Raw genomic sequence first — 19086 nt, forward strand, 5'->3', positions numbered from 1 at the left:
GTTCAGTGCAGGCTGCAGCGCCTTCACCGTGGCGGGGTCGCAGATGCCGTCCACGCGGGACGAGGGGGAGGGCCTCGTTTCCCGCACCGAGGACGGACGACGCGCAGGGCCCTCGCGCGGGGGAGGCGATGGCAAGGACCAGGACCGCCGACTCACCGAGCCGGTCCTCCCGGTGCGCTGAAGGTCCCCTTCCGTCGGGGTGACGGCCGGGGCCGGCCGAACCACGCCGTCGGCCCTCCACCGGACGATCCGTGCCGTCAGCCCAGCCCAGCCCAGCCCGGCTCGGTCGGGCGGCCGCCGCCCCGGTCCACCGAACGGAACGCCCGTACGCCGACGGGCCCGAGCCGCCGGCGTACGGGCGTTCCCGCTGCGGCCCTAAGGGAGCAGGAGGGCGATCAGCCTCTTCTCCTCGCGGAGGTAGAGCCGTTTGCCGTCCGGATCCGCCGTCAGGGCGTGGGCGGTCGTCCCGTAGCGCCAGACCGGGGCCTGGGTGCGGATGCGGACGGCCCGCAGGCCCGCCGCGCCCATGGTGTAGACGTGGCTCGGGGTGACCACGGGGGCGATGTCGCGATGTGGGTTCGTGCCCTCCGGCAGGACGTCCATCCACTGCAACGTGCCGAAGACTGCGCTGATGGCGACGACGCCGCGCGTGCCCTCCACGGCGTAGACGATCCCGTCGCGGACGGTCGGCACGCCGTACCGGCGCTGGGCGCCGACTTCGCCCGCGTCCCGGTTCGCGCCGAAGACCCAGGCGGATTCGCCGTCGGTGAGCCGCAGCGCGTGCACCTTCTCGGCGCCGATGTACACGCGGTCGTCATCCGTGGCCAGCTGGTCCGGCGTGGCGCCCGGCGGCCCGTCCAGCGACACGGTCCAGCGCGCGGCGCCGCTGCCGGCGTCGTGCAGCGACAGCCGGGAGGCGCCGCCCGTCTCGCCGTGATGCCACAGTAGGACCCCGCCGCGTACGGCCTTGACGCGGACGGGGGAGGGGCGCCCCAACTCCACCTGCTGCCGGGTGGGGGCCGAGGTCGGCTGCCGCCACAGTTCCTTGCCGCTCTTCAGGCTCGCGGCCACCACGGACCACTGGTCGCTCCCGGCCGCCTTGGCGCACAGGAACACGGTGTCGCCGGCCACGCCGAGGATCTGGTTGAGCTGGTTCGTGCCGTCGTACGCGGGGAGTTGGACGAGCGGCGCCTGTTCCTTGCCGTCCTCCAGGGAAAGGGACAGGGACAGGGGCACCACCGCGAGGGCCTTGTCCGCGGCGTCCGGCTTCCTGACCCCGTAGAGGGCGTTGCCGTCGGTGGCGAGGCGCCAGCCGTGCGAGAACCCCTGGACCTCCCTCAGGCGCTTGCCGTCCTGCTGGAAGATCCCGGTGGTCGTGGCTCCGGTGGCCATGACGAGCATGCCGTTGACCGACAGCGGGGCGCCGTCCACCACGGGGCGGTCCAGCTCGACCTTCCACAGCGGGTCCGGCGGTGACTCCAGGGCGGGTTGCCCGGCGTCCACCGCTCCGCCCCCGTCTTCTGCGCGGCTGCCGAGCCAGGCCCACAGCCCGCCCCCCGCCGCGAGCGCGACGGCGCCGGCCGCGGCCCCGGAGACCGCGAAGAGCCTCCGGCGTGACATGCCGGCGTCGTCGGCGACGACGGTGTCCGCCTCCCCGCGGGGGGCCGGCAGCCGGAGCGGCGGCTCCTGCCACACGGCCGCGGCGCGCCGCGCGATGTTCGCGAGCACCGGCTGTGGCAGCCGGTCCGCGAACGGGCCGTCGCCGGGGGCGAGCAGGTCCGCCAGTTCGGCCGTCGTGGGGCGCTGCGCCGGGTCCTTGGACAGGCAGCGGGCGAGCAGCGGAGCCAGTGCCGCCGGTACGCCGCTCAGGTCGGCTTCCGCGTACCGCACCCGGTAGAGCAGGTCCGCGGCCTGCCCGCTGCCGAAGGGGCCGTGCCCGCAGGCCGCGAACATCAGGACGCCGGCCAGCGCGAACACATCGCCGGCCGGGGCGTGTTCGAGGCCGCCGGCCTGCTCCGGCGACATGAAGGCGGGCGTGCCGGCCGCGGCTCCGGTACGGGTCAACCGCTCGTCGCCGAGGGCGCGCGCGATGCCGAAGTCGATGACCTTGGGTCCGGCGGCCGTGAGCATGACGTTGGAGGGCTTGAGGTCGCGGTGCACCACGTCCGAGCGGTGCAACTGGCCCAGCGCCCGGGCGAGGTCCGCGCCCAGGGCGCGCACGCACGGCTCGGGCAGCGGACCGGCGAGCCCGACCGCCTCGTCCAGCTGCGGCCCGATGACGTACTCGGTGGCCAGCCACGGCGTGCCGGCCAGGGCGTCCGCGGCGAAGACCCGGGCCCCGTAACGGTCGCCGATGACCCGGGCCGCGTCCGCCTCCAGCCGGAACCGGGTACGGAAGGTGGTGTCGGCGGCGATCCGGGCGTGCACGGTCTTCAGCGCGACCGTCCGCCCGGCCGCCGAACGGGCCAGGTAGACGGTGCCCATGCCGCCGCTGCCGAGCCGGGCGAGCAGCCGGAAGTCGCCGAGGTGCTGCGGATCGTCGTGCGTGAGCGGTGCGAGCGGTGCGGGCAGTGCGGGCGGTGCGGGCAGTGCGAGTGGTGCGAGCGGGGCGGACATCGGGTCAGTGCACCTTCTGGGCCGCGGCGAACGGCTGTTGCGGGGAGGGGAGTTCTGCCGCGAGCAGCGCGGCCGACTGGGCGGCGAGCGCGGCGACGACCCGGCCCGGCAGCGGCACCGCTCCGTGGTCGAGGACCGTTCCGGCCTGCGCGTACGGGGCCTCGGGCGCGGCGGGTCCCGTCCCGGGGGACACGAGTTCGCCCAGCACTTCCTGCGCGGAATGCGGCCGGACCGCCGGGTCGGACGACAGGCAGGATCCGACCAGCGTCCGCAGGCCCGGCGGCAGTTCGCCCTGCTCGGGCACGGTGTGACCGGTCGAGGCGTAGGCGAGGACGGCGCCCAGGGCGAAGACGTCCCCGAGCGGCCCCGGGGCGCCCCCCGACGCCTGCTCCACGGCCAGGCAGCCCGGATCGAGCCCGGGCAGCCCCGTCCGCCGCGTCCCGTCGGGAGCCGCGGCCCGCACGGCACCGAAGCAGGCCAGCACCGGCCCGCCCGCGGTGACCAGTACGGCGGCCGGTGACAGTCCCGCGTGCGTCACCCCCCGGGCGTGTGCGGCGGTCAGCCCCTCCGCGAGTGCGGCGCCGAGCCTGCGGACGGTGTCCTCGGGCAGCGGCCCGCCGTACGCGGCGAGCACGGCCGGCAGCGGCAGCACGGGCGTGTACGGGGACGCGTACCAGGGGAAGCCGGCCGTGCCGCCCACCTCCTCGACGCGCAGGAAGCGGGGCACGGACAACCGCCGGGCTCCTTCGGCCTCGATCGCCCACCGGGAGGGGCAGGCGCCGACCCGGGGCGCGCAGACGAGGACGGTGCGCTGCCCGTCGGCGGTGCGCCCGAGGTAGCGGCGCTCGGGAACGGTGCGCTCGGCGGTCTCGGAATCGAGCCGGGCCAGGATCACGTACGGCCCGACGTGCGGCGGGTCGTCGTGACGTAGGCGTTCCATGTGCGCTCTCCCGGGTCGGATGATCGGCCCCGAGCCTAAGCGGTGCCTGCCGGGGCGGCTGAACCGGGCGGGAACCGCGTGCGGGGGAACGGGCCGGGAGCGCGCCTCACTCGATGGTGGGCATGGCCGTCAGCTTCCCGTCGTTGACGAGGAAGACGCGGTTCCCCGCGCCGGACACGCCCCAGGGCCCCCGCGATCCGGCCGACCAGGTCCAGTACCGCCGGCCGCTCACGGTGGAGTGGGCCGAGACGCCCTGACCGTCCGCCTGGACGACCCAGAGCGTGCCGGCCTCCACGTGCGGGGGATGGTGCGGCGGCGGGCCCTTCGCGCTGCGGTCTATCGGAAGGGCCCCGCCGAGCTCGGTGAACACCTGGCACAGCGCGGTGCCGTCCATGGCGAACACCCGGTCGCGCCACGCGGCCGCCGGCCCCCAGCCGCCGGCCCCCGCCTGCGGGGCTTCGGTGGCCCCGGTCTCCTTCTCCTTCCACACCGCGACGCCCGTCTTGATGTCCAGGGCCGTCAGGCTCCGGCCGCCGAGGTAGACGACGTCCTTCAGGACGAGCGGCTGCACGGCGGAACCCGCCTGGTTGCCGACCTGCCAGACCGTCGCTCCGGAGGAGGTGTCGACGGCGGTGACGTTTCCGTCGGCGCCGAAGACGACGAGGCGGCCGGTCCCGACCGCGGCCCGCGGCCCGGGCGCCTTCACCGCCGCCTCGGGCAGCGGCACCGTCCAGCGGACCTTGCGTGCGGCGGTGTCCACGGCGCGCAGCTTCCCGCCCCGTGTCACCAGGTAGACCGCCGACGCGTCCGCGGCCAGGATGCGGCCGGTATCGGCGCCCGCCACCGACCATTCCTGCGTGCTGGTGGAGGCTTCGAAGCAGAGCAGCGCCCCGCCGGAGCCCGCGGTCACGAACCGGTTGCCGGGCAGTCCCACGAGTCCGGCGGCCGGCCGGACGTCGGGCAGCCGCCACTTCTCCTTGCCGTCGGTCGTCAGCCGCGCCGCGAGGCCGCCGCCGGCAGCCGCGAAGACGACGACGTCGAGTACCGGGAGCGGTGCGGTGACCACGCCGTCGACCGGTCCCGCCGCCACGGGCAGCGGACCCCACAGCTCGCCCGGAGGCGTCCCGTGCTGCCCGACCAGGATCGACAGCGCCTCGGCGTCCCTGGCCGGTCCGGCCGGGGGGATCTTGCGCGGTTCCTCGCGCAGCAGCCACCAGGCGCCCGTGGCCCCGCCGGAGGCGGCCAGGACGCCCCCCGCCGCCAACGCGGTGCGCAGCAGCCGCCTGCGGGACGGCCCGCTCCCGGACTCCTGCCCGACGACCGTGGCCTGCCGGTCGGCCTCGGCTCCCCGACGCTCGATGTCCCCGGCCAGGGCTCCGGTGCGCCAGATCCGGTCCGCGCCCGGCGGAGGCGCGAAGGCGCCCGCGATCTCCTCGGGGGTCGGGCGGTGCGCGGGGTCCTTGGCGAGGCAGGGGGCGATCAGCTGCCGCAACTCGGGCGGTACGGAGTCCAGTCGGGGCTCCCCGTGCACCACCTCGTACTGCACGGCGGCCACATGGGTCCCGTCGAAGGTGCGCTGCCCGGTGGCCGCGTACGCCAGGACCGCGCCCAGCGAGAAGACGTCCGCGGCCGGGCCGACGCGCCGGCCGAGCACCTGCTCGGGGGCGCCGTACCCGGGGGTGACCGGCACCTGGCCCGTCGTCGTGAGCGTCAGCCCGTGCTCGGGCCGCGCGATGCCGAAGTCGATGACGCGCGGTCCCGCCGAGGTGAGCACGATGTTGGCCGGCTTCAGGTCGCGGTGGACCAGCCCGGCCGCGTGGATGTCCCGCAGGGTGGCGGCGAGCGGGGCGGCGAGCGCGCGTACGCCGTCGGCGCCGAACGGCCCGTACTGGCGCACGGCGTCGTCGAGGGTGGGTCCGGACAGGAACTCGGTGGCGATCCAGGGCCGGCCGTCGTGGTCGTCGATCCGCGCGTTCAGGACGCGGGCGACGCCGCCGCTGGTGACCGCCCGGGCGGTGTGCGCCTCGCGCAGGAAGCGCTGGACGAGGTGCGGGTCGTGCGCGAGCTCGGGCAGCAGCACCTTGACGGCCGCGGTGCGGCCGCCGTCCTCCCGGCCGAAGTACACCTTGCCCATGCCGCCTTCGCCGAGGACGCCGAGCACGCGGTACGGACCGAGCCGGATCGGATCACCGGCGCCGAGGGGCTTCATGTGGTGCTGCTTCCTGTCGTTCACGGGCGTCAGCGGAAGTCGACGGGAAGGCCGTTCGGTTCCTTGATGCGCTTCATGATGATCTGCGAGTTGACCTCGGTGATACCGGTGAGGGCCGTCAGCTTCTCGATCCACAGGCGCTCGTAGGCCCGCAGGTCGGCGACGGCGATCCGCAGCAGGCAGCCGGGGCTGCCGAAGAGGCGGTAGGCCTCGATGACGTCCGGGATGTCCTGGAGGGCCGCCTCGAAGGCCTCGACCGCCTCCCGGTCGCGCCGCACCTCGACCGAAACGAGCACCTCGAAGCCGCGGTCCACCGCTTCGGGGGAGATCACGGCGCGGTAGCCCTGGATCACCCCGTCCTGTTCCAGCTGGCGCACCCGGCGCATGCAAGGGGAAGGGGTCAGTCCGACGCGCTGGGCGAGTTCTTGGTTGGTCAGGCGGCCATCGGCCTGGAGCTCGCGCAAGATATCTCGGTCAATGGCATCCATGGCGCAATTATCGCCCAGTGTTTGTGACCGGGCCTGAGGGAATGCGCAATCACATTGCGCCTAGATCGCTCTATCATTGCTGCTTTGAGTACATATGTACGAGTGACGTACTAGTGACACGAGTGACTCGAGTGAAGGGCGGCCACGGCCGATGGGACGGATCGTCGTGATCAGCACCGGCGGAACGATAGCCAGCCGCTGGCAGGGTTCCGGCTTCGCAGCGGACGCCGACGGGAACGAGGTGATCGCCACCGCACCGCTTCCCGAGGGCATCACCGTCGAACTGGTCGACCTGTTCAGCGTGAACAGCCCGCGACTCACCACCGCGCACCAGCTCACCCTGCTCCGCACCGTGCACGAGGTGCTCGCCGACCCCGGCGTGGACGGCATCGTCGTCACGCACGGCACCGACACCCTGGAGGAGTCGGCGTTCTTCCTCGACCTCCACCACCACGACCCGCGCTCCGTGGTCTTCACCGGCTCGCAGCGCCCCATGGGCACCGCCGACGGGGACGGTCCGGGGAACCTCTACGACGCCCTGCTCACCGCCGCGAACACGCGCGGGCTCGGCGTACTGATCGCCTTCGCCGGCCGGGTGCACGCCGCCCGCGGCACCGTGAAGACCCAGGCCGTGGAGCTGGACGCGTTCGCCGACCCCTCGAAGGAACTCTTCGGGAAGATCGGCTTCGGCAAGGTCACCATCCTGCGCACCCCGCAGCGCCCCGCGCCGCTCCCGCTGCCCGCGATGCCGGAGCTCCCGCCGCGCGTGGACGTGGTGGTGCACCACGCCAACGGTGACCCGGTCCTGCTGAACGCCGCCGTCGAGGCCGGCGCGCGCGGCATCGTCCTCGTCGGAACCGGTGCGGGCAATGCGACTCCGGAGATCGTGGAGGCCGTCCGCGCCGCCGTCGCCCGCGGGGTCCTGGTCGCGCTGACCACCCGCGTCATGGCCGGACCGGTCACCGAGATCTACACCCACGGCGGCGCGGTGGACCTGGTGGCCGCCGGAGCCGTTCCGACCGGAACCCTGCGCGCCGGCCAGGCCCGCATCGCGGTCCTGGCCGCGCTCCTCGCCACCGAGAACCCGGTGGAGCAGACCCGCGTCCTGCGCCTCGCCGTGAACGGGGCGAGCCCGGTCCTGGCCGAGGTCTGACCCCCGCCTGCCGATGGCCCGCCGGCGGCTCCGCTTCCCGGGGCCCAGCGCCTCAAGCGCCGGCGGGGCTGGAAGAGCGGGGGCTCCGCCCCGGACCCCGCGCCTCAAGCGCCGGCGGGGCTGGAAATCCAGCCCCGCGGGCGTTCGGGGCAGGACCCCCGCAACGCCGCCGCACGCACCCGGGTCAGGCCCGGCCGAACGCCGCCAGGATGCGGTCCGCCGCTGAGGTCGGGGTGACGGAGCCCGCCCGGACCGCGGCCTCCAGGGTCGGCGCGAGCTCCCGTACCGCCGGGTCCGCCCGCAGGCGTTCCAGCAGTTCGTCGCGGACCATCGACCAGGTCCATTCCACCTGCTGCGCCGCCCGCTTCGCCGCCAGCCGGCCCCCCGCGTCCAGCAGGGTCCGGTGCTGCTCCAGCCGGCTCCACACCTCGTCCAGCCCGGTCGACTCCCGCGCGCTGCACGTCAGGACCGGCGGCGTCCAGGCCGCGTCCACCGGGTGCATCAGCCGCAGCGCACCCGACAGTTCCCGGGCCGCGGCCTTCGCGTCCCGCTCGTGCGGGCCGTCCGCCTTGTTCACCGCCAGTACGTCCGCCAGCTCCAGGACGCCCTTCTTGATGCCCTGCAGCTGGTCGCCCGTACGGGCCAGGGACAGCAGGAGGAAGGAGTCGACCATCCCCGCCACCGTGGTCTCCGACTGGCCCACGCCGACCGTCTCGACGAGGACCACGTCGTAGCCCGCCGCCTCCATCACGATCATCGACTCGCGGGTGGCCTTGGCGACCCCGCCCAGCGTGCCCGCCGACGGCGACGGGCGGACGAACGCCGCCGGGTCCACCGACAGCCGCTCCATCCGGGTCTTGTCACCCAGGATGGAGCCGCCCGTGCGCGTCGACGACGGGTCCACCGCGAGCACCGCCACCCGGTGGCCGAGCCCCGTCAGCATCGTGCCGAACGCGTCGATGAAGGTGGACTTGCCCACCCCCGGCACACCGCTGATGCCGATCCGGCGGGCCCGGCCCGTGTGCGGCAGCAGCTCCGTCAACAGGCCCTGCGCCAGCACCCGGTGTGCCGGCAGGGTGGACTCGACGAGGGTGATCGCACGCGCGATGAACGCGCGCTTCCCGTCGAGCACCCCCTTCGCGTAGGCCTCGATGTCGATCTTCGGCACCGGCGGCCGCCTACAGCTCGTGGCCCAGGTCCGCGGCCAGCCGCGTCACCAGGTCGTGGGCCGCGTCCGGGATCACCGTGCCCGGCGGGAAGACCGCCGTCGCGCCCATCTCCAGCAACGTCGGGACATCGGCCGGCGGGATCACCCCACCCACCACGATCATGATGTCCTCGCGGCCCTCCTCCGCCAGCTGCTCGCGCAGCGCCGGGACGAGGGTCAGGTGACCGGCCGCCAGCGACGACACGCCCACCACGTGGACGTCCGCCTCGACGGCCTGGCGGGCCACCTCCGCCGGGGTCTGGAACAGCGGGCCGACGTCCACGTCGAAGCCCAGGTCGGCGAAGGCGGTCGCGATCACCTTCTGGCCGCGGTCGTGCCCGTCTTGGCCCATCTTGGCGACCAGGATGCGCGGACGACGCCCCTCCGCCTCCTCGAACCGGTCGACGAGGGCACGGGTGCGCTCCACGGACGGGGACTCGCCTGCCTCGGTGCGGTACACACCCGAGATCGTACGGATCTGGCTCGCGTGCCGCCCGTACACCTTCTCCAATGCGTCCGAGATCTCACCGACGGTGGCCTTGGCGCGCGCCGCGTCCACCGCCAGGGCCAGCAGGTTGCCGTCGCCCCGCTCGGCCGCGTTCGTCAGCGCCCGCAGGGTGTCCTGCGTGACCGCCTCGTCGCGCTCCTCGCGCAGCCGCCGCAGCTTGGCGATCTGCTGGCTGCGCACCGAGGAGTTGTCGACCTTCAGGACGTCGATCGCCTCGTCGTTCTCCACGCGGTACTTGTTGACGCCGATCACCGGCTGGCGGCCCGAGTCGATCCGCGCCTGCGTGCGCGCCGCGGCCTCCTCCACGCGCAGCTTCGGGATGCCCGCGTCGATGGCCTGCGCCATGCCGCCGGCCGCCTCGACCTCCTCGATGTGCTGCCAGGCGCGGCGCGCCAGGTCGTACGTCAGCTTCTCGACGTACGCGCTGCCGCCCCACGGGTCGATCGACCGGCAGGTCCCCGACTCCTGCTGGAGCAGCAGCTGCGTGTTGCGGGCGATGCGCGCCGAGAAGTCCGTCGGCAGCGCGAGCGCCTCGTCGAGGGCGTTGGTGTGCAGCGACTGGGTGTGGCCCTGGGTCGCCGCCATCGCCTCGATGCAGGTGCGCGTCACGTTGTTGAAGACGTCCTGCGCGGTCAGCGACCAGCCCGAGGTCTGCGAATGCGTGCGCAGCGACAGCGACTTGGCGTTCTTCGGGTCGAACTGCTTGACCAGGCGCGCCCACAGCAGGCGGGCCGCGCGCAGCTTCGCGACCTCCATGAAGAAGTTCATGCCGATCGCCCAGAAGAACGACAGGCGCGGTGCGAACGCGTCCACGTCCAGCCCGACGGCCTGCCCGGCCCGCAGGTACTCCACACCGTCCGCGAGGGTGTACGCCAGCTCCAGGTCGGCCGTGGCACCGGCCTCCTGGATGTGGTAGCCGGAGATGGAGATCGAGTTGTACCGCGGCATCTTCTGCGAGGTGAACGCGAAGATGTCGGAGATGATCCGCATCGAGGGCTTCGGCGGATAGATGTAGGTGTTGCGGACCATGAACTCCTTGAGGATGTCGTTCTGGATGGTCCCGGCGAGCTTGTCGGGGGAGACGCCCTGCTCCTCCGCCGCCACGATGTAGAGCGCGAGGACCGGCAGCACCGCGCCGTTCATCGTCATCGACACCGACATCTTGTCCAGCGGGATCCCGTCGAACAGCTGCCGCATGTCGTAGATCGAGTCGATCGCCACGCCCGCCATGCCGACGTCGCCGGTCACCCGGGGGTGGTCGCTGTCGTAGCCGCGGTGCGTCGGCAGGTCGAAGGCCACCGACAGGCCCTTCTGGCCGGACGCCAGGTTGCGCCGGTAGAAGGCGTTCGACTCCTCGGCCGTGGAGAAGCCGGCGTACTGCCGGATCGTCCAGGGCTGGTTGACGTACATCGTCGGGTACGGGCCGCGCAGGTACGGGGCCACGCCCGGGTACGTCCGCAGGAAGTCCAGGCCCTCCACGTCCCGCCCGGTGTAGAGCGGCTTGACGCCGATGCCCTCGGGCGTCTCCCACAGCAGGTCGGCGGCCGCCGTGCCGGTGGACTCCTTCACCGCGGAGCGCCACTGCTCCTCGGACACCCCGGCGACGGCGGTGGGGTCGAGCGCCAGCTCGGAGAAATCGGGGATGCTCATGCGGGCACTCCCATCCGGTCGAGTACGGAGGACAGCACGGCGACGGCGTCACAGCCGGCGAAGACGTACTCGTCCACGGAAGCCTCAGCGGTGCCCGGCTTGCCGGCGAGGAAGACGGTCGTGGCGCCCGCAGCGCGCAGCGCCCCGGCCACCGCCGCGGCCTGCTCCTCGTACAGGGCGTCGCTGGAGCAGAGCACGGCCATGCCGTCCGCCCCGCTCGCCGCGTACGCCTTGGCGGCCGTCGCCGGGTCCACCGACACCGGGTCGTGCACCGGTTCGATGCCGCCCGCCTGGAACAGGTTCGAGGCGAAGGTGGCGCGCGCGGTGTGCGCGGCCGCCGGGCCCAGAGCGGCGAGGAAGATCCTCGGCCGGGCGCCGGTCGCCGCCAGGTGCGCGTCGCTGCGGGCGCGCAGGGCCTCGTAGGCCTCGTCGCGCCGCACGCGCGGCAGCCCGCCCGTGGGGGCCGCGGGCGCGGGCTCGCGCACGACCGGCTTCTCCGAGAGCAGCGGGAACTCGCTGACGCCGGTGATCGGCTCGCGGCGCTTGGCCAGCTTCTTGGAGCGGGCGGCCCAGGTGGCGGCGAGCCGCTCGGCGACCAACCCGGAGCGCAGGGCGGCGGCCTGACCGCCGGCCTTCTCCAGGGTCTGGAAGAACTCCCAGGCCGCGTGGGCGAGTTCGTCGGTGAGGCGCTCGACGTAGTAGGAGCCGCCGGCCGGGTCGATCACCCGGGCCAGGTGCGACTCCTCCAGCAGGATGGTGGAGGTGTTGCGGGAGATCCGGCGCGCGAAGGCGTCCGGCAGACCCAGCTCGTTGTCGAAGGGGAGCACGGTCACGGCGTCCGCGCCGCCCACGCCCGCGGCCATGCAGGCCACCGTGGTGCGCAGCATGTTCACCCACGGGTCGCGGCGGGTCATCATCACCGGCGAGGTCACCGCGTGCTGGAGCTGGGCACCCGCCTCCGGGGCCCCCGAGGCCTCGGCGATACGGGCCCACAGCCGGCGCGCGGCGCGCAGCTTGGCGATGGTCAGGAACTGGTCTGCGGTGGCGGCGTAGCGGAACTCCAGCTGTCCGAGCGCCGCTTCGGTGCTCAGCCCGGCCTCGGTCAGGGCGCGCAGGTAGGCGACGCCGGTGGCCAGGGACAGGCCCAGTTCTTCGGCGGCGCTGCCGCCGGCCTCGTGGTACGGCAGCGCGTCCACGGTCAGGGCGCGCACCCCGGGCCAGCCGGCGGCGGCCTCCCGGGCCAGCAGGGCGGCGCCGGCCACGTCCAGCGCCTCACCCGTACGGGCCTCGTGGCCCAGGGGGTCGGCGCCCAGCGAGGCCCGAGCGACCTCGGGGGCCACCGCGCTCTCGGTGAACAGGCGCAGCAACGCGCTCGCGGCCTCGGCGTATTGGGCTCCGGCGTCCAGGGTGATGGGGGCGAGGTCCAGGTAGACCCCGTCCAGCGCCCGGGCGAGGCCCTCGACGGGGAGACCGCCCCGGCCCACGGTGAGCCAGAGGGAGGTGACCCCGTTCTCCAGATCGGCGAGGGCCGCCTCGTTCACGCGTACCGGATCCGAGCCCGCGAGGCGCTGGCGCACGTCCCAGCCGTTCGCGGTGGTGCCTTCCGGCCTGCCCCCGCGGACGAACGGTGCGAAGCCGGGGAAACCGGTGTCGGGAGCCGACCCGTCGGGTGGCGCGGTGTACAGCGGGCGCGTGGTGAGCCCGTCCTCGATTGGGGTGGACAACGCGTCTTCTGCGTCCTCGCCGGAGACTTCCTTGCCCGACTTGCGCAGTACGCCTTCTACAAGGCGCTGCCACTGCTCATGCGTCGCGTCAGGGAACTCGGCGGCCAGGGAGAGCCCGTCGTCAGGCAGGACCGTCATGGCTCGAATGTAGGTGAGCGCGCTCAGGTGGCACCATACCGGTGGGTGTGATCTCGCCCTCTCGGGCCCTGCCGAAGGGGTCCTGGAACACCCGGCTGAGCAGTACGGTTGCCGCCGCCTCCGGGAGTACGGCAGGACCCGCGTGCGGCACCACGATCCGCTCGGGATCGTCGCACACGTGCGAGAGCTCCATCGCGGCGGCCCGGATCTCCTCCAGATATCCCTCGTCGAGGACGCTCGCCAACTCGGTCACGACCATGACCGCCGGATTGAAGACATCCAGCAGAAGGGCCGCCGCGCGGCCCACCGCGCGGGCGCGCTCGCGCAGCAGCCGGTCGGCGCGCGGATCGCCGGTGGCGGCCGCGTCCACCAGCAGGTTCACCGAAGGGTCCGGCACGATGCCCCGGCGCACGGCCTCGGCGCCCAGCGCGGTGTCGGACGCGGTCGCCTCCAGGCAGCCGGTACGCCCGCACGCGCACGGGGCCTGCGAGCGCGGCACCGGCAGGTGGGCCACGTCGCCGGCCGCCGCGCCCGGACCCTGGTGCACGGTCCCCTCGATCCCGAAGGCGGCGTCGACGACCCGGCCGATGAACAGGTGCACCAGGCTCCGGCGGGCCTCGGGCCGCCCGAAGAGGATCTCGGCCCGCGCGACGGCCCGGGCGTGGTTGTCGACCCACACCGGCAGCCCGAGGGCGGCCGACAGTTCGGCGGCGAGCGGCTTGCGGCGCCATCCCAGTGCGGGGTGCCGTACGACGGTCCCCTCGTCCGGGCCGACCCATCCGCCCAGGGCAGCGCCGACACCGAGGAGCGGCCGCCCGGAGTCGTACGCGCCCAGGAAGCGGCCGAGTTCGGAGGCGATCTCGGCGGACAGCCCGTCCGCCGGGCGCCCCTCGTGGGGGAAGGACCGCCGGGCGAGCAGCTGCCCCCGGAGGTCGACGAGGCTGAAGGTCGAATACGGCACCCCGATGTGCAGCCCGGCGGCGACCGGCCCGCCGACGGCCCCGGTGTTCAGGTCCAGCGGGATCCGCGGCCGCCCCACACCGCCGCCGGGCCCGGGCAGCTCGCGCAGCAGCCCGCCGCGGAGCAGCCCGGTGGTCTGCCGGGACACGGCGGCGGGACTCAGCCCGCACAGCGGGGCGATCGCGCTGCGCGCGACCGGGCCGTGGTCGAGCACCGTCCGCAGCACGGTCGCGGCATTGGCGGCGGCCCGGCTGTCACCGGCCATACGCGTCACGCGGTCTCCTCGGGGGGTGGGGTGTGTCCCCCGATCATGCCGGTTCCCCTGCGGGGGCGGCGGGGTGTCCCGGCCGTCCCTCCGGGATCCTGCCGGACGAGCCCGGGCCGCCCGGCGCGGTACGCCGCAAGGCCGGGCGGCCGGGCCCGGCTGGATCCGGAAGGGGCGGCCGGGAGGGGCGGTTCCCCGGGTCCGGTCCGCCCGCGGGGCCCGGGACCTTCGGACCCGCCGTGGGTCCGGTCCGATTGGCAGGGCGAGCCATGGGGCGTGTCTGCACGGCATTGGCGGTGGTCGTATGTGCGCGGCGCGGCGAGCGTGCGTGCCAGGCCTTATGGGCCGGCCCGCCTGGGGGGCTCGGGATCTTCGGGCACGCCCGGGGTTCGGTCCGATTGGCAGGGCGAGCCATGGGGCGTGTCCGCGCGGCAGCGGTGGCGGTCGTATGTGCGCGGCGTGACGGCGCGGCGAGCGTGCGTGCCAGGCCTTATGGGCCGGCCCGCCCGCGGGGCCCGGGACCTTCGGACACGCCCCGGGTCCCGCGAGCCGGGAGCAGGGGCGGATCTCGGCGAACGCGTGGCGGCCGCATTTCGGGGCCATGAAATCCGGCCACGCTTTTCGGCCGCCGAGGTGAGGCGGTGCGCGGGTCTAAGCGCGGGGGAAAGCGCAGGTCGCAGTGGGTGTACGGGGTGGACGCGGAGGTCGGCGAGAGGCGCGTTCGGTGGCCACGGACGGGGGTTGACCCCGGCGGGGGCCGCTGACACGCTCCGGGACATGTCCGCGAACGCACTCCTCGCCCCGCGGCTCCACACCCCCGGCCTGCGTACCGCGCCGGGTGAGTGTCCGGGCCGCTGTCCGGCCCCCGGCCGCGCCTGATCCCGCCGGTCCGGCGCCCCGGCTGACCGGGTCCGCCCGGCCCCGGCCCGGTGCCGTCCCGCCGGTGCCCCGCAGGGCCGCCTCTCGGGTCCTCCCGAGCCGCGCCGCCCGTTCCGTTCCGGCCCGATCCCGTTCCCGATCCCGTTCCCGTCCCGGGGCACCCCCAGGGGTGGTGCCCCGGGACACCCGACCGGGCGGGCGCACGGTCGCCCTTCGTGGTTCCGGGCGGGGCCGAAGCCGCCCGGGGGGCCTCCGCGGCCCCGGGCGGCCGGTTCCCGCACCGCGCACCCGTACCCGTACGTACCCATACGCACCCGTACGCATCTATACCCGTACCGCTCGGCGCAGTGCAGCGCCCGGCGCCCCCGTAACGCTATTTCTTCCGCTGCGGAAATAATCCCCGCGGCCCACACCAGGGAGTCCTCATGGCCACTGCCACCTCCACTGCCACTGCCACCGCCACCGTCACCAAGATCGGCGGCCGCATCGGTGCCGAGATCGGCGGCGTACGGCTCGCAGGCGACCTGCCCGACGCCACCGTCGCCGAGATCAGGGCCGCCCTCCTCGCCCACAAGGTCGTCTTCTTCCGCGGCCAGGACCACCTCGACGAGGCCGGTCACGAGGCCTTCGCCCAGCTGCTCGGCGCGCCCGTCGCGCACCCCACCGTCCCCTCCGCGGACGGCCGTTACGCCCTCGGCATCGACTCCCACCACGGCGCCCGCGCCAACCAGTGGCACACCGACGTCACCTTCGTCCCCGCCTACCCCGCCTTCTCCATCCTCCGCGCCGTCACCATCCCCCCGTACGGCGGCAACACCCTCTGGGCCAACACGGCCACCGCCTACAGCAACCTCCCCGAGCCGCTTCGGGCCCTCGCCGACAGCCTGCGCGCCGTCCACACCAACGAGTACGACTACGCCGCCCTCAAGCCCGACGCCCTGCCCGAGGCCCTGGCCCAGTACCGCGAGGTGTTCACCTCCACCACGTTCCTCACCGAGCACCCGGTGGTCCGCGTCCACCCCGAGACGGGCGAACGCACCCTGCTCCTCGGCAACTTCGTCCAGCGGATCAACGGCCTCACCGGCCGCGACTCGCGCGTCCTCCAGGACCTCTTCCAGGCGCACATCGAGAGCCCCGAGAACACCGTCCGCTGGCAGTGGCGGGCCGGCGACGTCGCGATCTGGGACAACCGCGCCACCCAGCACTACGGCGTGGACGACTCCGACGACCACGAGCGCACCCTGCGCCGCGTCACCGTCGACGGCGACGTCCCGGTCGGCCCCGACGGCGAGCCCTCCCGCCTGATCAGCCCGGAGACCGTCCCGGACCCCTCCTTCGGCATCGCCTCCGGCGCCTCCACGTCGACGTCCGCCGCCTCTGCCTCTGCCTCCGCCTCCACCTCCGTCTCCACCTCCGCCTGACGACACCAAGGAGCGCCCGCCGTGCCCAACTTGCTCGCCATCACCGGCAGCCCCTCCGCCCACTCCCGCACCGCCGTCGTCGCCGACCACGTACTGCGCCGCCTGTCCCACTCCGGCTTCGAGACCGCGCACCTGTCCGTGCGCGAGCTCCCCGCCGCCGACCTCCTCGCCGCCCGCCGCGGCGAGCCCGAGATCCGCCGCGCGCTCGAAGCCGTTGCCGAGGCCGACGGCCTGGTCATCGCGACCCCCGTCTACAAGGCCTCGTACACCGGACTGCTCAAGGCCTTCCTCGACCTGCTCCCGCAGGACGGCCTCGACGGCAAGACTGTCCTGCCACTGGCCACCGGCGGGAGCCTCGCCCACGTCCTGACCATCGACTACGCCCTGCGCCCCGTGCTCGCCGCCCTCGGTGCCCGGCACATCACCGCCGGCCGGTTCGTCCTGGACTCCTCCATCGAGCGCGGCTCGGGCCCCGACCGGCTGCGGCCCGAGGCCGAACTGGACCTCTACCAGGCCGTCGACGAGTTCGCCGCGGCACTTCGCTCCACGCCCGCCGCCCTCGCCGTCACCGCCGCCCTCACCGCCCCCGCCGCCGTCACCGCCCCCGCCGTCAGCGCAGCCGCCCTCACCACCGCCCCGTAGCACCGCCACCACCACGCGACCCGCACCGACAAGGAACCGTCATGCCCGCAGCCTTCACCTCGACCACCACCTCCCGACGCCAGTTCCTCGCCCTGCTCGGCATCTCGGCGGCCGCGGTGAGCTGCGGCACGGCCACCGCGCGCGGCGGCGGTTCCGGTGCCGGGGCCCAGGTCAAGACCCTGAAGTACCAGGGCTCGGTCGGCGCCGTCACCCTCCCCGAACTCGCCGCCGACCTCGGATACCTGGGCGACCTCACGCTGGAGTGGGTCGGCAACACCATCAGCGGCCCGCAGGACATCCAGTCCGCCGCCACCGGCCAGACCCACTTCGGCGGCGCCTTCAACGGCGCGATCGTCAAGCTCGCCTCCAGCAAGGCCCCCATCAAGGCCGTCATCTCCTACTACGGCGTCGACGAGCACTCGTACAGCGGCTACTACGTCCTGGAGGACAGCCCGATCCGCTCCGCCCGCGACCTCCTCGGCAAGAAGGTCGGCATGAACACCCTGGGCGCGCACTCCCAGGCCGTCCTCGACATCTACCTGAACCGCAACGGCCTCGCCAAGGCCGACTCCTCGAAGGTCGAGTCGCTCGTCGTACCGCCCGTCAACACCGACCAGGTGCTGCGCCAGAAGCAGATCGACGTGGGCGTGCTGGGCGGGATCCTGCGCGACAAGGCCGTGGCGGGCGGCGGCATCAGGCCGCTGTTCACCGACTTCGACCTGCTCGGCAAGTTCAGCGCCGGCTCCTACATCATGACCGAGCGCTTCATCAAGGAGAACCCGGACACCGTACGGACCTTCGTGACGGGCGTGGCCAAGGCCATCGAGTGGGCCCGCACCACCCCGCGCGAGGAGGTCATCGCCCGGCAGACCGAGATCGTCAAGAAGCGCGGCCGCAACGAGGACACCGCCACCCTCCAGTACTGGCGCTCGTACGGCGTCGCCGAGACGGGCGGCCGGATCGAGGACAAGGAGTTCCAGCTCTGGCTCGACTGGCTCGGCGAGCGCGGCGAGATCAAGCAGGGGCAGCTCAAGGCCGCCGACCTCTACACGAACGAGTTCAACGGCTTCGGGAAGGGCTGACCCGGCATGGCGAAGATCGTGTTCGAGCACGTGACCAAGACCTTCCCGACCAAGGGCAAGAAGGACAAGGAGCAGTTCACCGCGCTCGACGGCATCGACCTGGAGATCGAGGCGGGGGAGTTCGTGGTGGTCGTGGGCCCCAGCGGCTGCGGCAAGTCCACCCTCCTGGACCTGCTCGGCGGGCTGACCCGGCCGTCGTCCGGGCGGATCCTGCTCGACGGGAAGCCGATCACCGGGCCGGGCCTGGACCGGGGCATCGTCTTCCAGCAGTACGCGCTGCTGCCCTGGCGGACGGCGCTCGGCAACGTCGAGTTCGGCCTGGAGGCGACCGGCGTCCCGCGCCGTGAACGGGCGGCGAGGGCCCGGGAGTTCCTGGACCTCGTCGGCCTCACCGGCTTCGAGGACCGGCACCCGCACGAACTCTCCGGCGGCATGCGCCAGCGCGTCGCCATCGCCCGCTCGCTGGCGTACGACCCGGACGTGTTGCTGATGGACGAGCCGTTCGCCGCCCTCGACGCGCAGACCCGCGAGTCCCTCCAGGACGAGCTGCGGCGCATCTGGCAGCGCACCGGCAAGACCGTCGTCTTCATCACGCACGGCATCGAGGAGGCGGTCTACCTCGGCCAGAAGGTGGCCGTCATGACCTCCCGCCCCGGCCGGGTCAAGCAGATCGTCCCGGTCACGTTCGGCGCCCGCAGTGCCGGTTTCCAGGGCGAGGACCTGCGTTCCAGCCCCGAGTTCGCCCGCTACCGCCACGAGATCTGGACCCTGCTCCACGACGAAGTGGCCCGCGCCCAGCAACTGGAGAAGGAGGAGGCCACCGTATGACCACCGACATCACCACGCCCGCAGAAGCCGATGCCCCGGCCGGGGAGGACCCGGCGCCCGCGGCTCCCGCACCCGCCGAGCGAAAGCCCCGCAGGCCCCGCCCCGGCGTCCCGTCGCTGCTGACACGCCAACTAGGCCGCGCCAACCAGGCCCCGGGGGCCCCGGCGGCCCCGGCGGATTCTTCCGCTCCTGCGGCCCTGGCAGCTTCCGCCGCTCCTGGCGCCCCGGACGCTCCTGCGGCTCCTGCCGCCCCCGCGGCCCCGGCGGACTCTTTCGCTCCTGCGGCCCCCGCGACCCCGGCGGATTCTTTGGCTCCCGCGGCCCTGGCGGCTCCCGCCGCTCCTGCCGCCCCGGACGCTCCCGCGGCCCTGGCAGG

Annotated in this window: 13 protein-coding genes; 5 read left to right on the forward strand and 8 right to left on the reverse strand. The window is 73.9% G+C overall.

The window, feature by feature from the left end; all coding sequences use genetic code 11:
• Positions 1 to 375: 375 nt before the first annotated feature.
• From OG594_RS32650 to OG594_RS32665, 4 genes are all read right to left on the reverse strand, one after another.
• Positions 376 to 2616, reverse strand: coding sequence for a protein kinase (locus OG594_RS32650; protein WP_266605921.1), 2241 nt, complete (start codon positions 2614 to 2616; stop codon positions 376 to 378).
• A gap of 4 nt (positions 2617 to 2620) precedes the next feature.
• On the reverse strand, positions 2621 to 3556 hold the full coding sequence (locus OG594_RS32655; RefSeq protein WP_266605923.1) for a serine/threonine protein kinase: 936 nt from the start codon (positions 3554 to 3556) through the stop codon (positions 2621 to 2623).
• 106 nt (positions 3557 to 3662) lie between these two features.
• Positions 3663 to 5789, reverse strand: a complete 2127-nt coding sequence (locus OG594_RS32660; RefSeq protein ID WP_323185361.1) for a serine/threonine-protein kinase — start codon at positions 5787 to 5789, stop codon at positions 3663 to 3665.
• Positions 5790 to 5794: 5 nt separating this feature from the next.
• Positions 5795 to 6253 (reverse strand): Lrp/AsnC family transcriptional regulator, encoded by a 459-nt coding sequence (locus OG594_RS32665; protein WP_266605925.1) that lies wholly within the window; start codon positions 6251 to 6253, stop codon positions 5795 to 5797.
• 151 nt (positions 6254 to 6404) lie between these two features.
• On the opposite strand from OG594_RS32665, the gene OG594_RS32670 reads away from it, so the two are divergent.
• The gene (locus OG594_RS32670) at positions 6405 to 7406 is read left to right on the forward strand and encodes an asparaginase (protein WP_266605927.1); all 1002 of its coding nucleotides are present in this window, start codon (positions 6405 to 6407) and stop codon (positions 7404 to 7406) included.
• A gap of 184 nt (positions 7407 to 7590) precedes the next feature.
• Here OG594_RS32670 and meaB read toward each other — a convergent pair whose 3' ends face one another.
• The 4 genes from meaB to OG594_RS32690 are packed head-to-tail and all read right to left on the reverse strand — an operon-like array spanning position 7591 to position 13858.
• Entirely contained in the window at positions 7591 to 8574 is a 984-nt protein-coding gene (meaB, locus tag OG594_RS32675; protein WP_266605929.1) for a methylmalonyl Co-A mutase-associated GTPase MeaB, read from the reverse strand.
• Between the two features lie 10 nt (positions 8575 to 8584).
• Positions 8585 to 10771 (reverse strand): methylmalonyl-CoA mutase, encoded by a 2187-nt coding sequence (gene scpA / locus OG594_RS32680; protein ID WP_266605930.1) that lies wholly within the window; start codon positions 10769 to 10771, stop codon positions 8585 to 8587.
• Entirely contained in the window at positions 10768 to 12633 is a 1866-nt protein-coding gene (locus OG594_RS32685; protein ID WP_266605932.1) for a methylmalonyl-CoA mutase family protein, read from the reverse strand. Before OG594_RS32685 ends, scpA begins: the two co-directional genes overlap by 4 nt.
• Positions 12617 to 13858, reverse strand: a complete 1242-nt coding sequence (locus OG594_RS32690) for an ROK family protein (protein WP_266606666.1) — start codon at positions 13856 to 13858, stop codon at positions 12617 to 12619. The genes OG594_RS32685 and OG594_RS32690 overlap by 17 nt, the downstream gene beginning before the upstream one ends.
• 1304 nt (positions 13859 to 15162) lie before the next feature.
• Between OG594_RS32690 and OG594_RS32695 the strand changes: the two genes are divergently transcribed.
• Genes OG594_RS32695 through OG594_RS32710 form a run of 4 tightly spaced genes read left to right on the forward strand, consistent with a single transcriptional unit; the run spans position 15163 to position 18710 of the window.
• Positions 15163 to 16158, forward strand: a complete 996-nt coding sequence (locus OG594_RS32695; protein WP_266605934.1) for a TauD/TfdA family dioxygenase — start codon at positions 15163 to 15165, stop codon at positions 16156 to 16158.
• A gap of 21 nt (positions 16159 to 16179) precedes the next feature.
• Complete coding sequence (ssuE, locus tag OG594_RS32700; protein WP_266605935.1) at positions 16180 to 16800, forward strand: NADPH-dependent FMN reductase; 621 nt, start codon at positions 16180 to 16182, stop codon at positions 16798 to 16800.
• A gap of 41 nt (positions 16801 to 16841) precedes the next feature.
• Positions 16842 to 17882, forward strand: coding sequence for an ABC transporter substrate-binding protein (locus OG594_RS32705; protein WP_266605937.1), 1041 nt, complete (start codon positions 16842 to 16844; stop codon positions 17880 to 17882).
• 6 nt (positions 17883 to 17888) lie between these two features.
• Positions 17889 to 18710, forward strand: a complete 822-nt coding sequence (locus OG594_RS32710; RefSeq protein ID WP_266605939.1) for an ABC transporter ATP-binding protein — start codon at positions 17889 to 17891, stop codon at positions 18708 to 18710.
• Positions 18711 to 19086: the final 376 nt, after the last annotated feature.

It is taken from the genome of Streptomyces sp. NBC_01214, assembly GCF_026340975.1.
Taxonomy (GTDB): Bacteria; Actinomycetota; Actinomycetes; order Streptomycetales; family Streptomycetaceae; genus Streptomyces.

Coding starts and splice junctions, on each gene's coding strand:
- OG594_RS32650 (WP_266605921.1), bottom strand. CDS start 2,616: ATGTCCGCCCCGCTCGCACCACTCGCACTGCCCGCACCGCCCGCACTG.
- OG594_RS32655 (WP_266605923.1), bottom strand. CDS start 3,556: ATGGAACGCCTACGTCACGACGACCCGCCGCACGTCGGGCCGTACGTG.
- OG594_RS32665 (WP_266605925.1), bottom strand. CDS start 6,253: ATGGATGCCATTGACCGAGATATCTTGCGCGAGCTCCAGGCCGATGGC.
- OG594_RS32670 (WP_266605927.1), top strand. CDS start 6,405: ATGGGACGGATCGTCGTGATCAGCACCGGCGGAACGATAGCCAGCCGC.
- scpA (WP_266605930.1), bottom strand. CDS start 10,771: ATGAGCATCCCCGATTTCTCCGAGCTGGCGCTCGACCCCACCGCCGTC.
- OG594_RS32685 (WP_266605932.1), bottom strand. CDS start 12,633: ATGACGGTCCTGCCTGACGACGGGCTCTCCCTGGCCGCCGAGTTCCCT.
- OG594_RS32690 (WP_266606666.1), bottom strand. CDS start 13,858: ATGGCCGGTGACAGCCGGGCCGCCGCCAATGCCGCGACCGTGCTGCGG.
- OG594_RS32695 (WP_266605934.1), top strand. CDS start 15,163: ATGGCCACTGCCACCTCCACTGCCACTGCCACCGCCACCGTCACCAAG.
- OG594_RS32705 (WP_266605937.1), top strand. CDS start 16,842: ATGCCCGCAGCCTTCACCTCGACCACCACCTCCCGACGCCAGTTCCTC.
- OG594_RS32710 (WP_266605939.1), top strand. CDS start 17,889: ATGGCGAAGATCGTGTTCGAGCACGTGACCAAGACCTTCCCGACCAAG.